Origin of the sequence: Aquisalinus flavus (assembly GCF_014640095.1) — a bacterium.
Lineage (GTDB): Bacteria > Pseudomonadota > Alphaproteobacteria > Caulobacterales > Parvularculaceae > Aquisalinus > Aquisalinus flavus.
In genome coordinates, this window is the sequence record NZ_BMGH01000001.1 from 1,021,126 (window position 1) to 1,041,235 (window position 20,110).

At 60.9% G+C, this 20,110-nt stretch carries 22 protein-coding genes; 13 read left to right on the plus strand and 9 right to left on the minus strand.

Going from position 1 to position 20,110, the window contains the following annotated elements; all coding sequences use genetic code 11:
* The first annotated feature begins 1 nt into the window (after nucleotide 1).
* Nucleotides 2-1,072: a glycosyltransferase gene (locus IEV88_RS04615; RefSeq protein ID WP_188160095.1), complete on the plus strand. Its 1,071-nt coding sequence runs from the start codon at nucleotides 2-4 to the stop codon at nucleotides 1,070-1,072.
* Nucleotides 1,069-2,181, plus strand: a complete 1,113-nt coding sequence (locus tag IEV88_RS04620; RefSeq protein ID WP_188160096.1) for a GNAT family N-acetyltransferase — start codon at nucleotides 1,069-1,071, stop codon at nucleotides 2,179-2,181. Before IEV88_RS04615 ends, IEV88_RS04620 begins: the two co-directional genes overlap by 4 nt.
* Here the strand turns inward: IEV88_RS04620 and asnB are convergent.
* Nucleotides 2,165-4,051, minus strand: a complete 1,887-nt coding sequence (gene asnB, locus IEV88_RS04625; RefSeq protein ID WP_188160097.1) for an asparagine synthase (glutamine-hydrolyzing) — start codon at nucleotides 4,049-4,051, stop codon at nucleotides 2,165-2,167. The genes IEV88_RS04620 and asnB overlap by 17 nt on opposite strands.
* Nucleotides 4,052-4,244: 193 nt before the next feature.
* On the opposite strand from asnB, the gene IEV88_RS04630 reads away from it, so the two are divergent.
* Nucleotides 4,245-5,132 (plus strand): polyprenyl synthetase family protein, encoded by an 888-nt coding sequence (locus IEV88_RS04630; protein ID WP_188160098.1) that lies wholly within the window; start codon nucleotides 4,245-4,247, stop codon nucleotides 5,130-5,132.
* A gap of 20 nt (nucleotides 5,133-5,152) precedes the next feature.
* Here the strand turns inward: IEV88_RS04630 and IEV88_RS04635 are convergent, their stop codons facing one another.
* Entirely contained in the window at nucleotides 5,153-5,620 is a 468-nt protein-coding gene (locus IEV88_RS04635; protein ID WP_188160099.1) for an Lrp/AsnC family transcriptional regulator, read from the minus strand.
* 353 nt (nucleotides 5,621-5,973) lie between these two features.
* Between IEV88_RS04635 and IEV88_RS04640 the strand changes: the two genes are divergently transcribed.
* The 9 genes from IEV88_RS04640 to IEV88_RS04680 all read left to right on the plus strand — a co-directional run bounded on the left by IEV88_RS04640 (nucleotide 5,974) and on the right by IEV88_RS04680 (nucleotide 13,069).
* A complete protein-coding gene (locus IEV88_RS04640; RefSeq protein ID WP_206711345.1) occupies nucleotides 5,974-7,119 on the plus strand; it encodes a Ppx/GppA phosphatase family protein in 1,146 nt (381 codons plus the stop codon).
* Between the two features lie 203 nt (nucleotides 7,120-7,322).
* The gene (locus IEV88_RS04645) at nucleotides 7,323-8,108 is read left to right on the plus strand and encodes an RlmE family RNA methyltransferase (RefSeq protein ID WP_188160545.1); all 786 of its coding nucleotides are present in this window, start codon (nucleotides 7,323-7,325) and stop codon (nucleotides 8,106-8,108) included.
* Between the two features lie 11 nt (nucleotides 8,109-8,119).
* Nucleotides 8,120-9,595, plus strand: a complete 1,476-nt coding sequence (gene guaB, locus IEV88_RS04650) for an IMP dehydrogenase (protein ID WP_188160100.1) — start codon at nucleotides 8,120-8,122, stop codon at nucleotides 9,593-9,595.
* Nucleotides 9,596-9,680: 85 nt separating this feature from the next.
* Entirely contained in the window at nucleotides 9,681-10,070 is a 390-nt protein-coding gene (locus IEV88_RS04655; RefSeq protein WP_188160101.1) for a SnoaL-like domain-containing protein, read from the plus strand.
* A gap of 7 nt (nucleotides 10,071-10,077) precedes the next feature.
* A complete protein-coding gene (locus tag IEV88_RS04660; RefSeq protein WP_188160102.1) occupies nucleotides 10,078-10,458 on the plus strand; it encodes an MmcQ/YjbR family DNA-binding protein in 381 nt (126 codons plus the stop codon).
* Nucleotides 10,455-10,820 carry a hypothetical protein gene (locus IEV88_RS04665; RefSeq protein ID WP_188160103.1) on the plus strand — a complete coding sequence of 122 codons (366 nt, stop codon included), beginning with the start codon at nucleotides 10,455-10,457 and terminating at the stop codon, nucleotides 10,818-10,820. Before IEV88_RS04660 ends, IEV88_RS04665 begins: the two co-directional genes overlap by 4 nt.
* A gap of 55 nt (nucleotides 10,821-10,875) precedes the next feature.
* Nucleotides 10,876-11,223: a DMT family protein gene (locus tag IEV88_RS04670; RefSeq protein WP_188160104.1), complete on the plus strand. Its 348-nt coding sequence runs from the start codon at nucleotides 10,876-10,878 to the stop codon at nucleotides 11,221-11,223.
* A gap of 61 nt (nucleotides 11,224-11,284) precedes the next feature.
* Nucleotides 11,285-11,689, plus strand: coding sequence for a hypothetical protein (locus IEV88_RS04675; protein WP_188160105.1), 405 nt, complete (start codon nucleotides 11,285-11,287; stop codon nucleotides 11,687-11,689).
* 75 nt (nucleotides 11,690-11,764) lie between these two features.
* The gene (locus IEV88_RS04680) at nucleotides 11,765-13,069 is read left to right on the plus strand and encodes an RsmB/NOP family class I SAM-dependent RNA methyltransferase (protein ID WP_188160106.1); all 1,305 of its coding nucleotides are present in this window, start codon (nucleotides 11,765-11,767) and stop codon (nucleotides 13,067-13,069) included.
* Between the two features lie 3 nt (nucleotides 13,070-13,072).
* On the opposite strand, the gene IEV88_RS04685 is transcribed toward IEV88_RS04680, so the two are convergent.
* Complete coding sequence (locus tag IEV88_RS04685; protein ID WP_188160107.1) at nucleotides 13,073-14,038, minus strand: NAD(P)-dependent alcohol dehydrogenase; 966 nt, start codon at nucleotides 14,036-14,038, stop codon at nucleotides 13,073-13,075.
* Nucleotides 14,039-14,183: 145 nt separating this feature from the next.
* On the opposite strand from IEV88_RS04685, the gene guaA reads away from it, so the two are divergent.
* The gene (guaA, locus tag IEV88_RS04690) at nucleotides 14,184-15,758 is read left to right on the plus strand and encodes a glutamine-hydrolyzing GMP synthase (RefSeq protein ID WP_188160108.1); all 1,575 of its coding nucleotides are present in this window, start codon (nucleotides 14,184-14,186) and stop codon (nucleotides 15,756-15,758) included.
* Between the two features lie 51 nt (nucleotides 15,759-15,809).
* Here guaA and IEV88_RS04695 read toward each other — a convergent pair whose 3' ends face one another.
* The 6 genes from IEV88_RS04695 to IEV88_RS04720 all read right to left on the minus strand — a co-directional run bounded on the left by IEV88_RS04695 (nucleotide 15,810) and on the right by IEV88_RS04720 (nucleotide 19,966).
* Nucleotides 15,810-16,646: a type 1 glutamine amidotransferase domain-containing protein gene (locus tag IEV88_RS04695; protein ID WP_188160109.1), complete on the minus strand. Its 837-nt coding sequence runs from the start codon at nucleotides 16,644-16,646 to the stop codon at nucleotides 15,810-15,812.
* Nucleotides 16,647-16,693: 47 nt separating this feature from the next.
* Nucleotides 16,694-17,335 (minus strand): DsbA family protein, encoded by a 642-nt coding sequence (locus IEV88_RS04700; RefSeq protein ID WP_188160110.1) that lies wholly within the window; start codon nucleotides 17,333-17,335, stop codon nucleotides 16,694-16,696.
* A 21-nt stretch (nucleotides 17,336-17,356) separates the two neighbouring features.
* Complete coding sequence (locus IEV88_RS04705) at nucleotides 17,357-18,280, minus strand: hypothetical protein (protein WP_188160111.1); 924 nt, start codon at nucleotides 18,278-18,280, stop codon at nucleotides 17,357-17,359.
* Between the two features lie 113 nt (nucleotides 18,281-18,393).
* Nucleotides 18,394-18,735: a hypothetical protein gene (locus tag IEV88_RS04710; protein ID WP_188160112.1), complete on the minus strand. Its 342-nt coding sequence runs from the start codon at nucleotides 18,733-18,735 to the stop codon at nucleotides 18,394-18,396.
* Nucleotides 18,736-18,791: 56 nt separating this feature from the next.
* The gene (locus IEV88_RS04715) at nucleotides 18,792-19,187 is read right to left on the minus strand and encodes a hypothetical protein (RefSeq protein WP_206711346.1); all 396 of its coding nucleotides are present in this window, start codon (nucleotides 19,185-19,187) and stop codon (nucleotides 18,792-18,794) included.
* Nucleotides 19,188-19,207: 20 nt separating this feature from the next.
* Nucleotides 19,208-19,966: a porin family protein gene (locus tag IEV88_RS04720; protein WP_188160113.1), complete on the minus strand. Its 759-nt coding sequence runs from the start codon at nucleotides 19,964-19,966 to the stop codon at nucleotides 19,208-19,210.
* Nucleotides 19,967-20,110 lie beyond the last annotated feature (144 nt).

Below are 20,110 nucleotides of genomic sequence, written 5' to 3' on the forward strand. Positions count from 1 at the left end.
TGTGTTTTCGACCTTCGCCGTCGGCGGTCCGCAACGCCGGTTTGCCACTGTTGCGAGGGCATTGGACGGCTTCCGGCACATCATTGCCGCGATGGATGACAATCATGCCGCTGCAAACTTGCTCGCCGGCGTCGACCATGAGCTGGTGAAATTGTCGATGACGAAAGGCGAATCGGTGAGTATCGGCAATTTGATACGCCTGCGGACGCTTTATGTGGCAGAGAGACCGGACCGTCTGTGTACCTATAATTGGGGGAGTATCGAAGCGGTCATCGCCAATCGCCTGACGCTGGCTGGCGAGATCGTGCCTCATCTCCATTTCGAGGATGGCTTCGGCCCTGACGAGAGCCAGAATCACCAGCTCGCAAGGCGTGTGAGAATGCGGCGGCTGTTGCTCGGGAAGACACGCGTCATCGTGCCTTCGCATACGCTGGAACGGATTGCCGTCGCAAGCTGGGGATTGCGAAACGTTCAGCTTGTTTACAACGGTATCGACACCGAGCTTTTTCATCCGGCCGAGACCGGAACGCGCAAAAAAATCGTCATCGGCACGATCGGCGCGCTGCGGCCCGAAAAGAATTTCAGCATGCTGCTTGCAGCTTTTGCAAAAAGTGAGTTGACCAATCGGGCACGGCTGGTCATTGCCGGTGATGGCCCCGAGAAGGAAAAGCTGCACAGGCTCGCCGACAGCCTCGGTATTTCCGGCAGCGTCAACTTCCCCGGCCATGTGACGGACCCCGCGGCGCTCTACCGGACGTTTGACTTGTTTGCCATGACCTCGGACACGGAGCAGATGCCGTTGAGCCTGCTGGAAGCGATGGCGAGCGGCCTGCCGGTGGTGGCGACGGATGTCGGCGATGTCGCGGCGATGCTCTCTGACGACAATAGCGGGTTCGTCGTGCCGCGCGGGAACGAGGCAGGGCTTGCCGCCCTGTTGCACCAGTGTTGTGATGACGTTGTCCTGCGGCAGCGCCTCGGCAAGGCGAACAGGGCAAAGGTTCTTCGCCGGTATCAGCTTCAACAGATGATCGATGCCTATGGGCAGCTGTTTTCCGGGAAGGACGTGGCGTGACAATCGCTTTTTCGATAACACCCCTCGACGATGCCGAAGCGTTTCTCGCCGGATGGCGGGACCTCTATGCGCGCGCCGGAAAGAAGACGTTCTTCCAGTCGCCGGCCTGGATCGAAACCTGGCTCAGGCAGGCTGAGGACCGGGCCGAGCTTCATGCCATACGGGCGACGGAAGACGGCACGACGCTGTTGCTGGGCATTATCGGGGTCAGTCAGAGCGGTCTCGTGCCATTCGTGTCATTGCGGGAGGCGCGTCTCGGTGAAACGGCCCGTGAAGCAATCGATTCCGTCTACGTTGAATATAATGATTTCCTGCAGGCCGCCGGGGGCCCTTCCGACCTCGGGGCCGAAGCCTGGTGCGCCGTCTTTGATCATTTTCCGGGTATCGACAGTTTTGTCGTCAGGAACGGCACTGTCTCTTGTGTCAGCGGCCTGAGCGAGGCGGCGCTGGCGCGGGGTATGACCGTGCGTGTCCTGCGCGAGGAACATAGCTGGATCTGTCGGCTGGCAGATTTGCGCCAGACAAGCAGCACTGTGCTGTCATCGCTAAGCAGCAATAGCCGCAAGCAAATTGAGCGTTGTGCTAAACTCTATGAAGAGCGCGGTGAGGTCGCCCTCCATACTCCTACGGGTGATGACCAGTGGTCTGTCAGCTGGCAGCGCCTGGAAACGCTTCATGCCGCGACCTGGGAGGCGCGAGGCGGGGCCAGCGTCTTTGCCAATCCCGATCTCCTGGCGTTTCACAAACGCCTGCGGAAAGACCACCCCGAAAGCGTCGCGCTCGTGGAGCTACGTGCCGGGGAAGAGACTGTCGGGGTCCTCTACAATTTTGTGCATGAAGGCCGCGTGATGAACTATCAGAGCGGTTTTCAGTATGAAGAGGATAACCGGCTGAAACCTGGCCTGCTCACCCATGTCATGGCGGCGCAACACTATCTCGACAATGGCTTGGATACATATGACATGCTGGTCGGCGATGTGCGCTACAAGCAGTCTCTGGGTGAGGCAGGAGAGCGCATGTCGCTTGTCGAAGCGGTGCGGCCGGGATGGCGGCAGACTGCTGTCAGTCTCGCCCGCTCGCTACGGTATCGGATCAGGCACCGTTCCTGAGGAACGCGTCGAACATCAGGACACTCCATAATTCCTGGGAATAGTCGGAGCGGCCCTTCCTGTGGGCCGAGATCATGCGGCGCACCTCGCCTGGATCGAGGAACCCCTGTTCGGCCCAGGCTTTCGATGTTTCGAGCCGGTCGAGAGGATTGTTTGACTCTGCTCTAAGCCATGCCGCCACGGGCAGGCCAAATCCCTGCTTGCGACGATAGAGAATTTCCTCCGGCAGGCGGGGCTCGCTTGCTTTCTTCAGGACTTGCTTGCCATCCGTGCCATCCAGCTTGAACCGGCGTGGCAGGGTCGCGGCCCATTCGACGAGGCGATGGTCGAGCATCGGCGGGCGGACCTCCAGCGAATGCGCCATGGCCGCGCGGTCGACCTTGACCAGCATCCGCCCCGGCAGCCATGTCTTCAGGTCGCAATATTGCGCGGCCAAGATAGGATCATCCGTATCCGCTGCGTTGAAGCGGTCGGCGATCTGTGCGCCCGGGTCGTAGCCATCGAGGTTTCTCGCGGCGTCAAGGTCAACCATGCCGGCAAGGCGTTCGGGCAGGATGGCGGACAGGGCGCGGGTATAGCCGGCGGCGCGGCTTTCGGCGAGGGCGGTCAGCGTCGTCTTCAGCCGGAAAGCCTGCGGTGCCCAGTCGAGCTTGGGATAGAGCGCGGCGAAGGCTCCAAAGAATGGTTTACGGAACGCTGCCGGCATCACGCCCTTCAGGTTTTCTTCAGCCAGGAAGAAGGGGTAGCGGCGATAGCCGGCAAAGACTTCGTCACCGCCATCGCCGGACAGGGCGACCGTGACCTGTTGCCGGGCAAGCTGGCAGACGAGCCAGGTTGGCAGGGCCGACGTATCGGCAAAGGGCTCGCCATAGGCCGCTGCGATCGTGTCGATCAGGTCATGGGCTGCCAGCGGTACAACATGTTCCGTATGCTGTGTATGATAGCGATCCGCAACCAACCGGGCGAAGGCGCGCTCGTCATGGGAGGCTTCCTCGAACCCGATGGAGCAGCTGCGCACCGGGTCGCCGGACTGCAGCGCCATGGAGGCGACGATGGCGCTGGAGTCGACACCGCCGGACAGGAAGGCGCCGAGCGGCACGTCGGACATCATCTGCGCCTTCACCGCCTGATCGAGCAGAGTGGAAAGGCTGTCCACGGCGTCCTCTAACGTGATGGCGTCATCCGGCCGGAAGCGGACGTCCCACCATTGGGTCTGAACGGGGTCTTCCCCCCGGCCTGTGCTGATGACATGGCCAGGCGCGAGCTTGTAAATGCCCTGATAAATCGATTTCGGGTCGGGCACGTAGCCATGCAGGAAATAGTCGGCGAGAGCATCCTGCCTGATCTCTTTTTCCAGCATGCCCGACGCGAGCAGCGCGCCCAGTTCGGACGCGAACAGCAGGAAGCCGTCTTGGCTGACGGCGTAGTAGAGCGGGCGTTCGCCCAGCCTGTCACGGGCGAGGATCAGGCGGCTGTCGGATTGACGCCAGTAAGCGAAAGCGAACATGCCGTGAAGATGCTCAAGGGCATCAACCCCCTGCCGGTCGAGAAGCTCGGCCAGCGCCTCGGTATCGCTGCGCGTCTTCAGGCGCGCGCCCGCGGCAGCAAGGCGTCGGGCGAGATCGGCGTAATTGTAAATTTCGCCATTGAAGCTGAGCACACCGCCGCCACTGGCAGCATGAAAGGGCTGCGCGCCGCCGGCAAGATCGATGATGGCAAGGCGCCTGTGGCCGAGACCGATGCCGGGTGCGTGGAAGAATCCCTCGCCGTCGGGCCCGCGATGCACCAGCGCGCCGGTCATCCGTCTCAGAGCATCGCGGTCGACATCGCGGTCGCCGCGCAGGTCCATGATCCCCGCAACGCCGCACATCAGGCTGTCTCCCGCGATGGGAGGCGGCAAAGCGGGATCTGAGAGAGTTGCGCCATCGACCGGAAATTCCTTGCAAGTGATTGCTTCATATCAGGGAAATGTGAACCGTCACTGAACAACAGTGCGTGCCTCTCCGCTGATGACAATCTGCGCGGCCTGCTCTAGACAAACCGCATCGATAAAGCGAGGTGGCATGACGGCGGCATTCAACAAGGCGGTACTGGACGAGATCGAGAAGACCCTCGCGGCCTTGCTGCCGGATGAAGGCCTCGACCAGCCCAAGGGTCTGCGCCGCGTGGCCCGCGCCATGCGGTACAGTGCCCTTGCTGGCGGCAAGCGCCTGCGTCCCTGCCTGACGGTCCATAGCGCCGACCTGTTCGGCGTGCCGCGGGATCGGTCCCTGCGCGCCGGGGCAGCGGTCGAATTCATCCACTGCTACAGCCTGATCCATGATGACCTGCCGGCGATGGATGACAGCGACCTGCGCCGCGGCCGGCCGTCTTCGCACAAACAGTTCGACGAGGCGACGGCGATCCTGGCCGGTGACGCCTTGCTGACCGATGCGTTCGAGGTCCTGGCTGACGAGACGACCCATCCCGATGGCGCGGTCCGCACGAGGATGATCGCGGCGCTGGCCCATGCCGCCGGACAGAAGGGCATGGTCGGCGGGCAGATGATGGATATCCTCGCTGACAAGGGTGAGGGCGGTTCGCTCGACATTGCCCTGCTGCAAAGCCTGAAGACCGGCGCCATGATCAGGGCTTCCTGCGAGCTCGGCGGCTATCTCGGCGGCGCCAGCGAAGACCAGATGACGGCCCTGCGGGACTATGCCTCGCGGCTCGGCCTCGCCTTCCAGATCACCGACGATCTGCTCGACCTGACCTCTTCGGAGGAGGAGGCTGGCAAGCCGGTCGGGCAGGACCATGGCAAGCTGACCTTTGTCGATCTGCTCGGCGAGAAACCGGCACGGGCGAAAGCCGAGAGCCTGGTCGAGGAGGCGATCGATGCGTTGTCGATCTTCAAGGCAGACAGCCGCGCGCTGCAGGCGATTGCCCGCTTCATCCTGTCTCGCAGTCATTGAGTGGCGCGAGAGACCGGCCGCTAGTTCTTGGGAAGCGGCACGACGGCTTTCTTGGTCACTTCACGCAGGGTGAAGCTGGATTCCACCGATGCGACATTTGACATGCGCAACAGCGTTTCCGACAGGAAGGTCTCGTACGCCGTCAGTGTCGGAATGATCACCCGCATGAAGTAATCGAACTTGCCGGTCACGAGATAGCATTCCATCACTTCCGGGCGCTGGCTGATCTCGGCTTCAAAGGAGCGCAGGGACGTCTCGTCTTCCTTTTCGAGCTTGACGAGGATGACGACCGTTACCCCGACGCCGAGCGCTTCGCGGTTGATTTCAGTGCGGTACCCCTTGATAATCCCCTCCGTCTCGAGACGGCGCAGGCGCCTCAGGCAGGGCGTGGGGGACAGACCGACTTTTTCGGCCAGATCAGCATTCGTGATCCGGGCGTTTTCCTGAAGATAATGAAGAATTTTGCGATCAATCTGGTCGAGCTTCATGAATTTCCTCTGTTTTCGACACCATTATGGTTGTATCTGCTAAAAATCAACACATTTATCCAATTTTGATCATGAAAAGAGCGATTATCTGTTTGATGGGTGGGTAATTGCTGGCCGATTCGGGTTACACGCTGGAGTATAGTGCTTGCTATGACGCGTTCTGCGCGGTTAGTCTTTAACAAGAGATAATCGGACGACAACAAGTCTGACTGGTCGAGCGAGGACGCACAGTGACCGATGACAAGACGCCCCAGGACAATGGGGCCGTATCAGATAGTATTCAGCGCAGCGACAATCCACCTGCCGCGAAGAAGCGTCGGCGTCGCCGGCCCAGGGCGCATCACCTGAAGAAGTTGCGGGTCGAAAGGAACCAGTCGGACCAGGCGCTGAAGGCCGACGAGATCAAGCCCGAAAAGCGTATCGAAAAGGACTGGCTGCCATCGCCGCCTTTCTCGCGCCGCTATGCTGCCATTGATCTTGGTACCAATAATTGCCGCCTGCTGATCGCCGTGCCGCAAAAGGACGGATTTCGCGTTGTCGATGCCTTCTCTCGCATCGTTCGACTGGGTGAGGGGGTCAGCCAGACCGGAATGCTGTCCGACGCGGCGATGGACCGGACCATCGAGGCGCTGACGATCTGCCGCGAGAAGATAGAGAGCAGGCGGGTCACCGCCATACGCTGCATTGCGACACAGGCCTGCCGCGGGGCCGGGAACGGCGGGGCCTTTCTCGAGCGCATCAAGAAAGAGACAAACCTCGATTTCGAGCTCATCACGACCGAACAGGAAGCCGCGCTTGCAGTGCGCGGTTGCATGGATCTGACCGATCCCAAGGCGGATGCGGCGCTGGTGTTCGATATCGGTGGCGGCTCGACCGAGATTTCCTGGGTCGTCAAGAAAAGCGGCGATGACATCACCAATGCGGTCTTCAAGCTGGAGGCGTGGACCTCGATCCCGATCGGTGTCGTCACGGCATCGGAGCGATTCGGCGGCGCCCATCTGACGCGGGAGGAATACGAAAACACCGTCGATACGATCGCGCTTGAGGTGACCCGCTTCACAGGGGCAGATCACCTCAAGCCGCTGTTTGAATCCGGGCGGGGGCACCTGCTCGGCACCTCGGGGACGGTAACGAGCCTTGCCGGGGTGCATCTCGGCCTGAAGAAATACATCCGCAAGGAGGTCGACGGCATCTGGCTCGCCAGCGAGCGGGCGCTGTCGATTTCGGAGAAATTGAGGGCGATGGGCTTTGATGCGCGGCAGAAAGAGCCATGCATCGGCCCGGAGCGCGCGGATCTTGTCGTGCCGGGCTGCGCCATCCTTGAAGGTATCCTCAAGGCGTGGCCGGCGAGCCGCATCCGGGTGGCTGACCGGGGCTTGCGCGAAGGCATCCTTGCCGAGCTGATCGCCAGCGATCGCCATCGCAAACGCCGCCGCCGGCGCAGCCGTGGCAGGAGCGCCGACGACCAGGCGCGGGGCAATCAGCCTGCGAAAGAGTGACGGCAGGATACGGAAGGCCGAAAATCACCCCTTCACGTGCCTCGACTCCTTCGCTATACGACGATATGGGACGCTATTCTGACAATAAAGGACCCGGCAGGCAGAATGGCCCGTCGGCATCGTCACGCAACAGGCCGGGCACTGCAAAGCGCCCGGGCAAGGATGCGGGAGACGACACCTCGCGGCGCAAGCCCGGGGCCGGCATGAAACAGGACCTGTCGAAGACGGCACTGGGGCATGAGCCGGAAAAGCGCAGCCTGAAACAGAAGCCAAAATCCAGCGCCGAGCAAAGCTCGCAGCGGGAACTGGCCAAGAAGGTCAAGACCGCGCGCGGGCGCAAGATATCATCCACGCTGTGGCTGCAACGCCAGCTGAACGACCCGTATGTGATGCGGGCCAAGGCAGAGGGCTATCGCTCCCGTGCTGCCTACAAGCTGCTGGAGCTGGATGAGAGATTCAACCTGCTCAGGAAAGGCATGCGCATCGTCGATCTCGGCGCGGCGCCCGGCGGCTGGTGCCAAGTCGCCGCCAAGGCTGTCGGCAGCGATCGCGACAAGCCGACCGGCAAGGTCATCGGCATCGACTATCTCGGCATGCCGCCGGTCGATGGCGCCGAAGTGCTGGAGCTTGATTTCCTCGATGAAAGCGCCCCGGACCGACTGAAGGAACTGCTTGGCGGAGATGCCGATATCGTGCTGTCCGACATGGCCGCGCCGACGACCGGCCATCAGTCGACGGATCATCTGCGTATCATCGCCCTTGCAGAAGCGGCGCTCGATTTTGCCGAGGACGTGCTGGCGCCCGGCGGGCATTATGTCGCCAAGACATTTCAGGGGGGCGCTGGCAGCGACCTTCTGGATCGTCTGAAAGCGTCCTTCGTCAAGGTCGTCCACGCCAAGCCGAAGGCGAGCCGGCAGGACTCGGCCGAGATGTATGTCGTTGCGATGGGGTATCGATCCCAAGCGAAAAAAGCAGATCAGGAAGTTTGAAAGAAAAAGCCATGCAGATACGTGAAGCCCTGACATTCGATGATGTATTGCTGGAGCCGGGCCCGTCGGAAGTGATGCCCTCGCAAGTTGACGTAAAGGCCAAGCTGACACGGGACATTACCCTGAACATCCCGATCATAGCCTCGGCCATGGACACGGTGACGGAGGCCGAGATGGCGATTGCCATGGCCCAGAATGGCGGCCTTGGCGTATTGCACCGGAACCTGACCATCGAGGAACAGGCCGAGCATGTGCGCAAGGTCAAGCGCTATGAAAGCGGCATGGTCGTCAATCCGCTGACGCTGACGCCGAACGATACGCTGGGCCATGCCCGCGCGATCATGGAAATGCGCAAGGTTTCAGGCTTCCCGGTCATCGAGAACCCCGATGCCCAGGGCATTGGCAAGCTCGTTGGTGTGCTGACTAACCGCGATATGCGATTTGCCACCGATATGGGCCAGCCGGTCAGGGATCTCATGACCCATGAAGATCTCATCACGGTCACGCCGGGCGTGTCGATCGAGGAGGTCAAGGCGCTGTGCCACCGGTACCGGATCGAGCGGGTGATCGTTGTTGATGACGACTATCGCTGTATCGGTCTGATCACGGTCAAGGATATCGACAAGTCCGTGCAGTATCCAAACGCGTGCAAGGATACCGCAGGGCGCCTGCGTGTCGCTGCGGCCTCCACGGTCGGCGATCAGGGCTTCGAGCGTGCCGAGGCGCTGCTCGATGCCGGCTGCGATGTCATTGTCATCGATACGGCCCATGGCCATTCTGCCAAGGTGATCGAGCAGGTCGCGCGGATCAAGAAACTGTCGAACTACACCCAGGTCATCGCCGGCAACGTGGCAACGTATGAAGCGACGAAGGCGCTCGCCGGGGCGGGGGCGGACGCGATCAAGGTCGGGATCGGGCCGGGATCGATTTGCACGACGCGCGTCGTCGCCGGTGTTGGTGTGCCGCAGCTGACCGCGATCATCGATTGCTCGCGGGCAGGCCGGGAGGACGGCGTGCCGGTCATCGCCGATGGCGGGATCAAATATTCAGGCGACATGGCCAAGGCGCTCGCCGCCGGGGCCGACTGCGTCATGATCGGGTCACTGCTGGCGGGTACGGATGAAGCGCCGGGCGAGGTGTTCCTCTATCAGGGCCGGTCCTATAAATCCTATCGCGGCATGGGCTCGATCACGGCGATGTCGCGCGGTTCCGCAGATCGCTATTTTCAGGCCGACGTCAAGGAACAGATGAAGCTCGTGCCGGAAGGCATCGAGGGTCAGGTCCCCTATAAGGGGCCCATAGCCCCGATCCTGCATCAACTCGTCGGCGGCGTGCGCGCCTCGATGGGCTATGTCGGTGCGGCGACAATTGCCGACATGCAGGGCCGCGCGAAATTCGTGAAGATCACCAATGCCGGCCTGCGCGAAAGCCATGTCCACGATGTCGCGATCACCCGTGAGGCGCCGAACTATCCGACGCCGAACTAGGCTGAGGGCAGGCTGAGGAATTTTCCTTTCGCTTCAGCGCCTGGCGGCTTAGTCTGTCGCCGGGCGGTTGAACAGGAGAGAGAAGATGAACGATATTCTCGTATCGACCGGCAATGCGCTTGTTGAGCATTGCCGCAGCCATACCGAAGATCAGGCCCTCAGGACCCTTTATCACCCCGATGTCATTTCAATCGAGCCAATGGCCCAGCCGGGTCAGGCCAGTGCGCAAGTGCATGGTCTCGACGCGCTTCATAAAAAACATGCCGACTGGAACGAGAATTTCGAGACCCATGATGCCGGCCTGAGCGGGCCGTATTTCCATGGCGAGCATCGGTTTGGCATCATTTTCAATATCGACGCGACCCACAAGGCGTCCGGCGATCGCATCAAGGCAACGGAATTCGCTCTGTACACGATTGATGCCGAGGGCAAGATCATCCGGGAGGAATTCTTCTTCAACCCGGCGCTGATGTAGGCGAGGGATGACGCCGGCTGAGTTCAACGATTTCTGCCTCTCCCTGCCGGCGACGAGCCATGTCGTGCAGTGGGGCGGGGCCGATGTCTACAAGGTTGGCGGCAAGGTTTTCGCCGTTGCGGGGTGGGGGACAGGAGAGCATTTCGCGGTGACCTTCAAGGTGACGCCGCTTGGCTTCGAAATCCTGAAGGACCAGCCCGGCTGCCGCCCCGCGCCCTATCTCGCGTCGCGCGGCATGACCTGGATCCAGCACTATCAGCCGCCGGGCCTGACCGCCGGGGCGCTGCGTGATTACGTGCAGCAATCCCATCGTCTGGTCGCTGATGGCCTGACCAAAAAGATAAAAAGAGAGCTCGGCCTGATCAGGCCAGAGGAGGGGAAATCATGACAATACTGGGTATCCGGTTCTGTACCGTCGCACCGTCTGGCGAGGTGAAGGCACTGGCCGAGCTGTTCGAGACTGATTTCGGTTTTGCCAAGACCGATTTCGGTATGGAAACGGAGGGTTTCGCTGGCGCGGTTTTTCCTGCGGGCGAGCATAGCTGGATAGAGATGTGGGCGGAGGGCGAGGGCATGCCGGCGGGCATCATGCTGCATATCGTTGTCGATGATGCCGATGCCTATGCCGCCAAGGCGAAGGAGAGCGGGGCCGAAATCCAGGGGCCGATGGATGCCCATGGCGAGCGCCTCTATTTCTGCAAGGCGCCGACCGGCCTGCAGATCGCGGTATTGTCCCGCACCGCGGAATAATCTGGAAGGTCATATCCGGCCGGAGTAAACAGGCATGTCGAACGGAGGTTTCGCCATGTCACTCACCCCTGCGCATATCTGGCCGATCGTGTTGCTCGGCCTGTCCAATATCTTTATGACCTTCGCTTGGTATGGCCATTTGCGGTTCAAGGCAGCGCCGATCCTGGTGGTCATCGCCATCAGCTGGGGCATTGCGTTTTTCGAATACTGCCTTGCTGTGCCAGCCAACAGGATTGGCCACGCAGTCTATAGCGCTGCGCAGCTGAAAACCATTCAGGAGGTGATGACGCTGAGCGTTTTCGCCATTTTCAGCGTCGTTTACCTGAAGGAAGCAATATCCATGGGGACGCTAATCGGGTTTGCGTTCATTGCACTGGGCGCGTGGTTCGTGTTTCGCGGCTAAGGATCGCTGGATTACAGGGGTATTACCCTGTATCATGCTCCCAGAGGGCAGGAGCAATAAAATGGATTTTCATTATTTCGATTACTGGCAAGCGCCGATGGGCGTATTCACTTTCGTCATCCTCATCGTTCTGATCAACGGGCTGTTCCACTGGCTGAAGGTCAGGTCACAGCAGCAGACGCTGCGTGAAGCGATCAAGTCGGGTGTCCAGATCGACCCGGAAGCGCTCAAGGCCGTCGCAGTATCCCGGAACGACGATAGTCCGGGTGGGCGCGTTTTTGTTGGTCTCATTCTGGTGGCGGTCGCCTGTGCGCTGATGTTCTTCGGCTACCAGATCGGCAGGGCTGACGGCGATCCTGAAGTGTTCACGATCTTCCAGGGTATCGCCGCATTTCCGGGCCTGATCGGGGTCGTGTTCCTGATCTCCGCGCCTTTCGCCAGACGCTCGGGTAACCGGCAAGACTAGAAATTGCAGCTGAAGTAGTCCACATCAGCCAATCCGGCGCCTTCCTGCCGGACAGACTTTGAAGTGGACCCTTTCATGCGCGACGCCGGACGCATCACTGCCGCGATCGAACTCCTGGCGGAGTTCGAAAACAGGCACCTGCCGATCAAGGATATCATTTCCAACTGGGGCCGGATGAACCGCTATGCGGGCTCTGGTGACCGGGCCTGGATATCCGGGCTTGTACTGGATGCGATCCGGTCAAAGCAGTCGCTGGGATGGCGTATGGAAGACGATAGCCCGCGCGCGGTTATCCTCGGGGCGTTGCGCTTCCTGTGGAGCTGGCCCGAGCAGCGCATCGCCGATGCGGCAGGCGAAGAAGCGCATGGACCCGGTGCCCTGACCGGACCGGAGGCCGCACATCTGTCAAACCCCAGGAATATCGGTGACGCTCCAGCACACATCCAGGCGGACATGCCGGAATGGATCTATCCGCTGATCGCCGCTGTCAGCGACGATCCGATTGCCGAGGGACAGGCTTTCACGACGCGGGCACCGGTCGATATCCGTGTGAACCTGCTCAAGAGCGATGTCGCCAAGGCGGAGAAAGCGCTCGCGGCGACCAAGGCAGAGCCTTCCATGCTTGTCGCCAACGCCCTGCGCGTGTCCGCACCCGATGCCGATGCCAAGGCGCCGGCGCTCGGCCCGATGCCCGCTTTCGGCAAGGGGTTTGTCGAGGTGCAGGATGCCGGCTCCCAGCTCGCCGCACTCGCCGCAGGCAAGGTGGAAGGGGCGCAGGTGCTCGATCTGTGCGCCGGGGCTGGCGGCAAGACGCTGGCGCTGGCCGCGATGATGGCGAACAAGGGGCAAATCTATGCCTGGGATGCCGATGGCCGACGCCTGAAGCCGATCTTCGACCGGCTGCGTCGGGCCGGTGTGCGCAACGTGCAGGTCCGCAGTCCGCTCGATGGCGGAAGCCTGGAAGACCTCGCGGCGCGTATGGATGTCGTTTTCGTCGACGCGCCCTGTTCCGGCTCCGGCACCTGGCGGCGCAAGCCCGATACGAAGTGGCGCCTGTCGCAGCAGCAAATGGAGGCGCGGACGGCCGAGCAGGACGCGGCGCTGCTGGAGGGCTCGACCTATGTCAAGCCGGGCGGACGGCTTGTCTATGTGACCTGCTCGATCTTCAGGGAAGAGAATGAGGATCGCCTGAAAAGCTTCCTGTCCGCGCATGACCGGTTCAGCGTTGCTGATCCCGTCGAGGCAATGGCATCGACCGGCCTGCTCGCCGACGGTGCCCGCGAACAGCTTGAAACATGCCGCAATGACTATGGCATCCGGCTGACACCGGCGCGCACGGGGACGGACGGGTTCTTCATCGCGGTCCTGCAGAAATCGTGACGTTTACTCGGTAACGAGAATGACATTGCCGATCTTCGCGCCGCTCTCGACATAGCGGTGCCCCTCGGCGGCCTCTTCCAGCGTGTAGGTGCGGTCTACGACGGGCTGCAGTTTACCCGCCTCGGCCAGTTCCTTCAGCCAGTCGAGATTTTCGAGGGTATAGGCAGCCAGCGCCGGGATGACCGTCGTTCCGTCCTTCTTCGACCGGCGCTTGCCGCGCAGGGTCTGGATCGCTGACGGGTTGCCGAGCAGGTAATACCCGCCATCCTTCAGCGATGCGATGGCCTTCGGGCTGCGGTGAACGAGATCGATAATGACATCGTATTGCTGCCCGTTCTTTGTGAAATCCTCGGACCGGTAATCGATGACATGATCGGCGCCGAGCGCCTCCAGTGTCGGCAGCTTGTCGCCCGCATCGACGGCGGTGACTATTGCGCCCATATTCTTTGCGAGCTGAACGACGATGGTGCCTATGGTGCCTGCGGCGCCATGGACCAGGATGGATTCGCCTTCGTCCAGCGCCGTTTCCCGCAGGAAGTGGCTGGCGTTATAGCCGCCGACGGGGAGTGACGCGGCCTCCGCTGCAGACAGGTTGGCAGGACGCGGGCCAACGCAATAGCTCTCCGGCAGGCAGACATAGTCCGCATGGCCCCCGAAGCGCATGCCTGTGAGACCATAGACGGCATCGCCCGGTTTCAGACGGGTCACGCTGGCTCCGACCTTCTCGACGATACCGGCGACGTCTTGCCCCAGCACAAGCCGACGCGGGCGAAAGAGGCCGAACATCAGCCTCAGGGGCAGCCAGAAAAGGAAGGCGACATCGAAGCGGCGCAGCTCGCAATCGCCAGCTGTCAGGTTGGATGCCTCGACCCTGATCAGGATCTCATCATCCTTCGGTAGCGGGATCGGCACATCCTCGATATTCAATACGTCCGGTGAGCCATAGGCCCGGCATCTGACAATTCTCATGGATTGAATTCCCTCTTGCCCGCTTTTATAGACGGAATCGATCAGGGTGCAAAAGTCGTTGCCGGCGGGGTTGTTCCTCAGCAAGGCGCAGCCTGCGCCTCACAAAATACTGGCACGGCGGCAGCGAAGCGGTTACACCGCAGGCATGCTGGACCCTGAAGTGACAAAACATCATGAGCGGCTGCTGATCGTCGATTTCGGCAGCCAGGTTACGCAACTGATCGCCCGCCGCCTGCGCGAGGACGGGATCTATTGCGAGATCCATCCCTTCAACCGCGTCGATGCGGCTTTCCTTGTCAAGTTCGCGCCGAAGGCCGTCATCCTGTCGGGCGGGCCCTCCAGCGTCTATTGGGACGACGCGCCGCTGCCGGACCCGGCGATTTTTTCGGCCGGCGTGCCGGTGCTCGGCATCTGCTATGGCCAGCAGGCGATGATGCATGTTCTGGGCGGCCATGTGGAGGGCGGGACCTCGCGCGAATTCGGCCGGGCCTTTATCGAGAAAGTCGTCGAGGACCCGTTTCTCGACGGCCTGTTCGCCGGAGCCGGGGGCGAGCAGGTCTGGATGAGCCATGGCGACCATGTCTCAGAGATGGCGTCCGGCTTCGGTGTGATCGCGAAAAGCCCGGGCGCGCCCTATGCCGTGATCGCCGATCCGGAGCGGCGCTTCTATGGCACGCAGTTCCACCCGGAAGTCTATCACACCACCAATGGCGCCCGCATCCTGCGTAATTTCACCCATGGTGTGGCGGGCTTCACCGGCGACTGGACGATGGCTGCCTACAAGGCCGAGGCGATCGCGAGAATCCAGGCGCAGGTCGGCACCGGCCGCGTCATTTGCGGCCTGTCGGGCGGGGTAGATTCGTCCGTCGCGGCGGTGCTGATCCATGAGGCGATCGGCGACCAGCTGACCTGCGTCTATGTCGATCACGGGCTGATGCGGCAGGGCGAGAGCGAGCAGGTCGTCGGTCTGTTCCGCGACCATTACAATATTCCGCTGGTGCATGTGGATGCGTCCGACCTGTTCCTTGGCGCGCTCGACGGGGTGAGCGACCCCGAGCAGAAGCGCAAGACCATTGGCCGGCTGTTCATCGAGGTGTTCGATGAGGAAGCCGGAAAGCTCGGCGGCGCCGATTTCCTCGCCCAGGGCACGCTCTATCCGGATGTTATCGAGAGCGTGTCGGTCTCGGGCGGTCCGAGCATGACGATCAAGAGCCATCACAATGTCGGCGGCCTGCCCGAGCGCATGAAGATGCAGCTGGTCGAGCCGCTGCGCGAGCTGTTCAAGGACGAGGTGCGGGCGCTTGGCCGCGAACTCGGCCTGCCGGAAAGCTTCATCGGCCGGCACCCCTTTCCCGGGCCGGGCCTTGCCATCCGCATTCCGGGCGCCGTCACGCGAGAGAAGGCCGATACGCTGCGCAAGGCGGATGCGATCTATCTCGACGAGATCCGCAAGGCGGGGCTTTATGACGAGATCTGGCAGGCCTTCAGCGTCTTGCTGCCGGTGAACACGGTCGGCGTGATGGGCGATGTGCGCACCTATGAGGCCGTGCTGGCGCTGCGCGCGGTGACCAGCGTCGACGGCATGACGGCGGATTATTATCCGTTCACGCATGACTTCCTCGGCCGCGTCGCGACGCGGATCATCAACGAGGTTAAGGGCGTCTCTCGCGTCGTCTATGACGTGACCAGCAAGCCACCGGGCACGATCGAGTGGGAGTGAGGCTGAGAGGTATTTGCATTACTCTTTAGTGATATGAAGAAGTTGCCTGGGTCAGCCATCCGTCTGACCGAGTAGCACTTGCATCATCTTTACTGCCGTCTCGGTGCCATCGTTTTGATTCTGCCCCGTCACCAGTCGGCCGTCGACCACCACCTTGCTGGCAAAGAAGTCGCGAAAGGCCGTGTCACTTTCAAACACGACGCCAGCGGCGCGAAGATCGCGTTCCGGGTGCATCGGCGTGTGGCTGATGCCCAATTCTTTGATCTGCTTGTCGGTAACAGCGGTTACGCGGCGCCCTTCCAGCAGAAGGTCGCCAACCTCAGTCCGAGCCTGAAGCAGTCCGAGCGGGCCGTGGCAGACTCCACCGATCACAGCGCCGTTGTCGTAGGCCGCTGACATCTGCGCTCCGAGTTCCACCGATTGTGCAAAATCGTAGGCAGCGCCCCACCCGCCTGCGAGGAAGACGATGTCATAGTCAGAGATATCAACTTCAGAGATCGCCAATGAATTCTGGACCTTTGCCCTGAAGTCGGGGTCCCTTCTAAAGCGCTTGTCCGGCGCAGACACGATTGGCCAGCGCAATGACTGCGGCTCGAACGGAATCTCACCGCCCTGGATGCTGGCGACATCAACCGCCATGCCGGAGTCGAGGAAGGCATAGTACGGCGCGGTCATCTCAGAGGCGAAAACACCGGTTGCCTTGCCAGTGTCGCCAAGCGTGTCGTGGCTGGTCGTTATGACTAGAGCGCGTTTCCCTGATGCGTCGATCTCCGGGAGATCGTAATGGGGATGCAAGCCCAGCGCGGTGAGAAGATGCGGAAGCCCCAGCCATACAACGATGACAAGCACCGAAAGCGTTATCGCGGCGTATTTAAGCCAGCTCAACATGTCTGTTCTTTCTTAATTGTGACGTCCATATGCCCGAGAACTACCGCTTACCGCCGTGGCACGCCAACCTTCTCAAGCCGCCAGCGCAGCGTGTCGATCCGGTCCTGGCCGAAGAATGGCTCGCCATTGAACACCATGGTCGGCACGCCCCAGCCGCCCGCTGCTTCCAGCGCGGCGTGGTTGGCTTCGATGTCTGGCATGGGATTTGTGGCGATGATGGCGGTGTCCAGTTCGGCGAGGTCAAGGCCTGCCGCGGCTGTCGCTAAGGCAAGTTTGTCGCCCTTGTTCCAGTCGGGCTCTCCGCTCCAGATCAGGTGCGAGATATGATAGGCGAATTCGACGCCCTTGCCGCGGCGCGCTGCCTCGATGCCAAGGCCGGTCAGGCGGTAGATATAAGGCTGTTCCTCGGCTACCTCGAAGGTCTGCATGTCCTGCACGATCGGGTCAGGGGACGGCCTGCCAAACGGCATGCCGAGCAGTTCCGCCCGACGAAACGCGTCAATGATGATGTATTTTACGCGCCGCTGGTCAGCGGTAAACAAGGACTCTTTCGTGCGCACGGCGATTGGCAGAACCGGCCGAAATTGTAGGTCTACCTCGAAATCATTGCGTAGACGGAGAAGGCCCGGCGTCACGAGATAGGAATAGGGACTGCGGAAGGACCAAAAGACATCTATTGTATTGGTCATGCTTGGTCTCCCTGACTTCGGTTAAGGCAGAAGTGAAATTGTCGTGTCCGGGTTCAGATCTTCGCGCGGATCGGTCAAATACCCGGCTGGAAAGAACACGGACGTTACAGCATCGGTCGTGTCAAGACAAAGCAGATGGTTGTTATCGCCATCTTTCAGGTCCGCGAGCGCGAAAGGCGTGATTTCAGCCGGTTTGCCGTCGGCAGTGACGGTTTTGACTTTGTACAGCTTACGCTCGGTATCATCTGCGGGATCGCCGCCGGGCTTGGTAACGCCGCCGCCCCAAGTGACGCGTACGACCTGAGCGGTACCAACCGGACATCGGCTTCCGCCGCCCCACGGGAAGTCCGTCGCCTTGCCACCCAGGTCCCATTGCATTTCCGGGACAATTTCTGCCCATACGAGGGTAGGGCCGGCTTCCAGCGGCGTGACGGCAACTGAAGCGCCTTTGAAATTCACCGTGCCGTCGAGTGACAGCACATTGCCGACAATGTCCACGCTGACCGGCTCATCCTCGGCGCTGCCGTAAAAGCCTGCGAGCAGCGCAGTGCGCAGCTCGCCGGGATCGCTGGCCGGGTCGAGTGTCAGGCAGGTGACCGGATTGACCGCGCCGGATTGCGTCGTGATCCGTAAGTCTCCGGGTTCTAGCGTCGCGATATCCACCTCATGGGAAAAGATTATCGGCATCCCATCGGCCCCGCCTGCACCCTCGCAGGCGACACGGTCGGTAATCCCCTCTGGCAGCGCGTCATCGAGGCCAAAAAAAGCAGAGATCAGCCCTGCGTCGCGGCCATCGGCGTGGCGGCGGTTCGTGATGCTTGTCTCTGTGGTGTCGGTCTGCGCATAGGTGTCGTAGACACGATCATAGTTCGCAGCGCCCATAGCGAGGTTCAGGCTCTCGCATCCGGAGAGCACGACTGCGCTGCATGCGATCGGCAACATCATGCGTCCGCGAAATAATCTATATGTCACGCGCCAATCCTTTAAATCGTGTCGTCTCTCGATCGACTTCCGGCTCCGGCTGAGCATCTGCCAGTGCGAGGCTTCACTTTCGGCTCCTATTCATCTGTAGCACCGGCTTCCGACTCGGACAGCCCACAGACAGCCTCGATTTCCTCAATGCGGGCGGTCAGTTCCCCCTTGGTGCGCCCGGTCAGGACGGCGGCGCGGTCCTGATAGGAGCCGCTTACCACGCTGACGACTGCGCCGACCGGCGTGACGGTCTGGATCACCGACTTGGCGCGCTCCCCGCTGGAGGGCATGGCGGCTTCGAGGGCTGCGATATCGGCCTCAGCGGTTTCGCAATTCACCGGCTCGGCGAGCAAGGAGGCGCGGTCGTCCTGGTGCGATGTGGCGCAGCCAGCGAGGAGACCGAGGAGGGCAAAGTGAGCAAGCTTCATTAGACAATCCTTTCAAAAAATCAGGGTACGTCTTGTATGTATTTCAGGTATGTATTTCAGGCCCGATTGAGGGACCGGGACGCAACGAGAAGCAGGGCGATGACGACCAACTCGACAATGATCATGTCAAGCGTGAGATCGGCACCGTGGAATCCCCACGCAATGCACCGTCCGAGAACGGCAAAGCCAAGGAGCAATATGGCCGGAAAAAACCAGACGGGGCGCCGGGTAAGCAGGCCAATGAGCATGCACGATCCGATAGTCAGGAAGAACGAGGCAAGATCAGCGATCTGTGTGGTCCGGCCCGACCCCTGCAGCAACTCCATACGAAGCTGAAAGCTGGCAAACTCCGGCACCATCCACCAGGAGAGACCCAGAAATATGAAGGCAAGTGCAGGTAATCCGATGACAACCCGCAGCAGCGAAACCATTACCGGGTTTACCTGTTTCATATTGTTCTCCGACCCGATCTCTAGAACCGGGCCTGCACGCCGAGGAAGGGTCCCGAGACCTCGATCGTGGCGGTCACAAGGTCATCGCCATGTTCGACCGAATAGTGACGGTAGCCGCCGACAGTCGACCATTTGTCATTGAACTGATAGCCGAGGCCAGCCGACAGCTGCCAGGTCAGTTCCGAGGAGTCCTCGATGCCAAAACCGCCGACGTCGGCATATCCCGTGCCATACCATTTATCGCTGAACTGACGGTAGACCCGTGCTGCAAGCAGAAGGTCCGTCCAGCCGCCATCATCCTCGAAGAACGGGCCGTCGGCGCCACCTTCTTGTATGAGTTGCGCTTCAACTGAGGACCCATTGTAACGAAGGCCGCCACCGACATCGAAACGCAGATCGTCGCTATCGACCAGCGCATAGGTCGCGTAAGCGCTGAAAATCATCAGCTGCGAGTCAATTTCAGCCCCGGTGAAGGCACCCGGAGCACGCTCTGTATCCGCAGAAACGTCAAAAAACTGCAGATCTCCTATCAGAGCCACTCGACCCTTGCGGGCCTCAAAAGCGCCCAAAACCGCGATATCCAGCGTCTCAAGGATCTCATCGAAGTCCACATCAGCTTCGACGTCGCCGATCGGCGTTTCCACGGTGGTCGACACACCCGGGAACCAGCCATAGGCAGTCGCAATATACTCCCATTTGTTTTCTGGTTCCGAGCTTTGCGCAACGGCCGTTCCTGGAAGAGCAAGCACCGCTAATAGAGACAAAAACTTTGTCGACATTTTTACAATCCCTCTGAACCTGATTTTTTGAACTTAACTTCAAGTCACCTTCATAGGCACCGGCACATGGCCCGACCCCTTTTGAATTATCAGGATCGGGGGGCGCCAAACAGTTCAAGAAAGGCCAAAGGCCATTCCGCATTG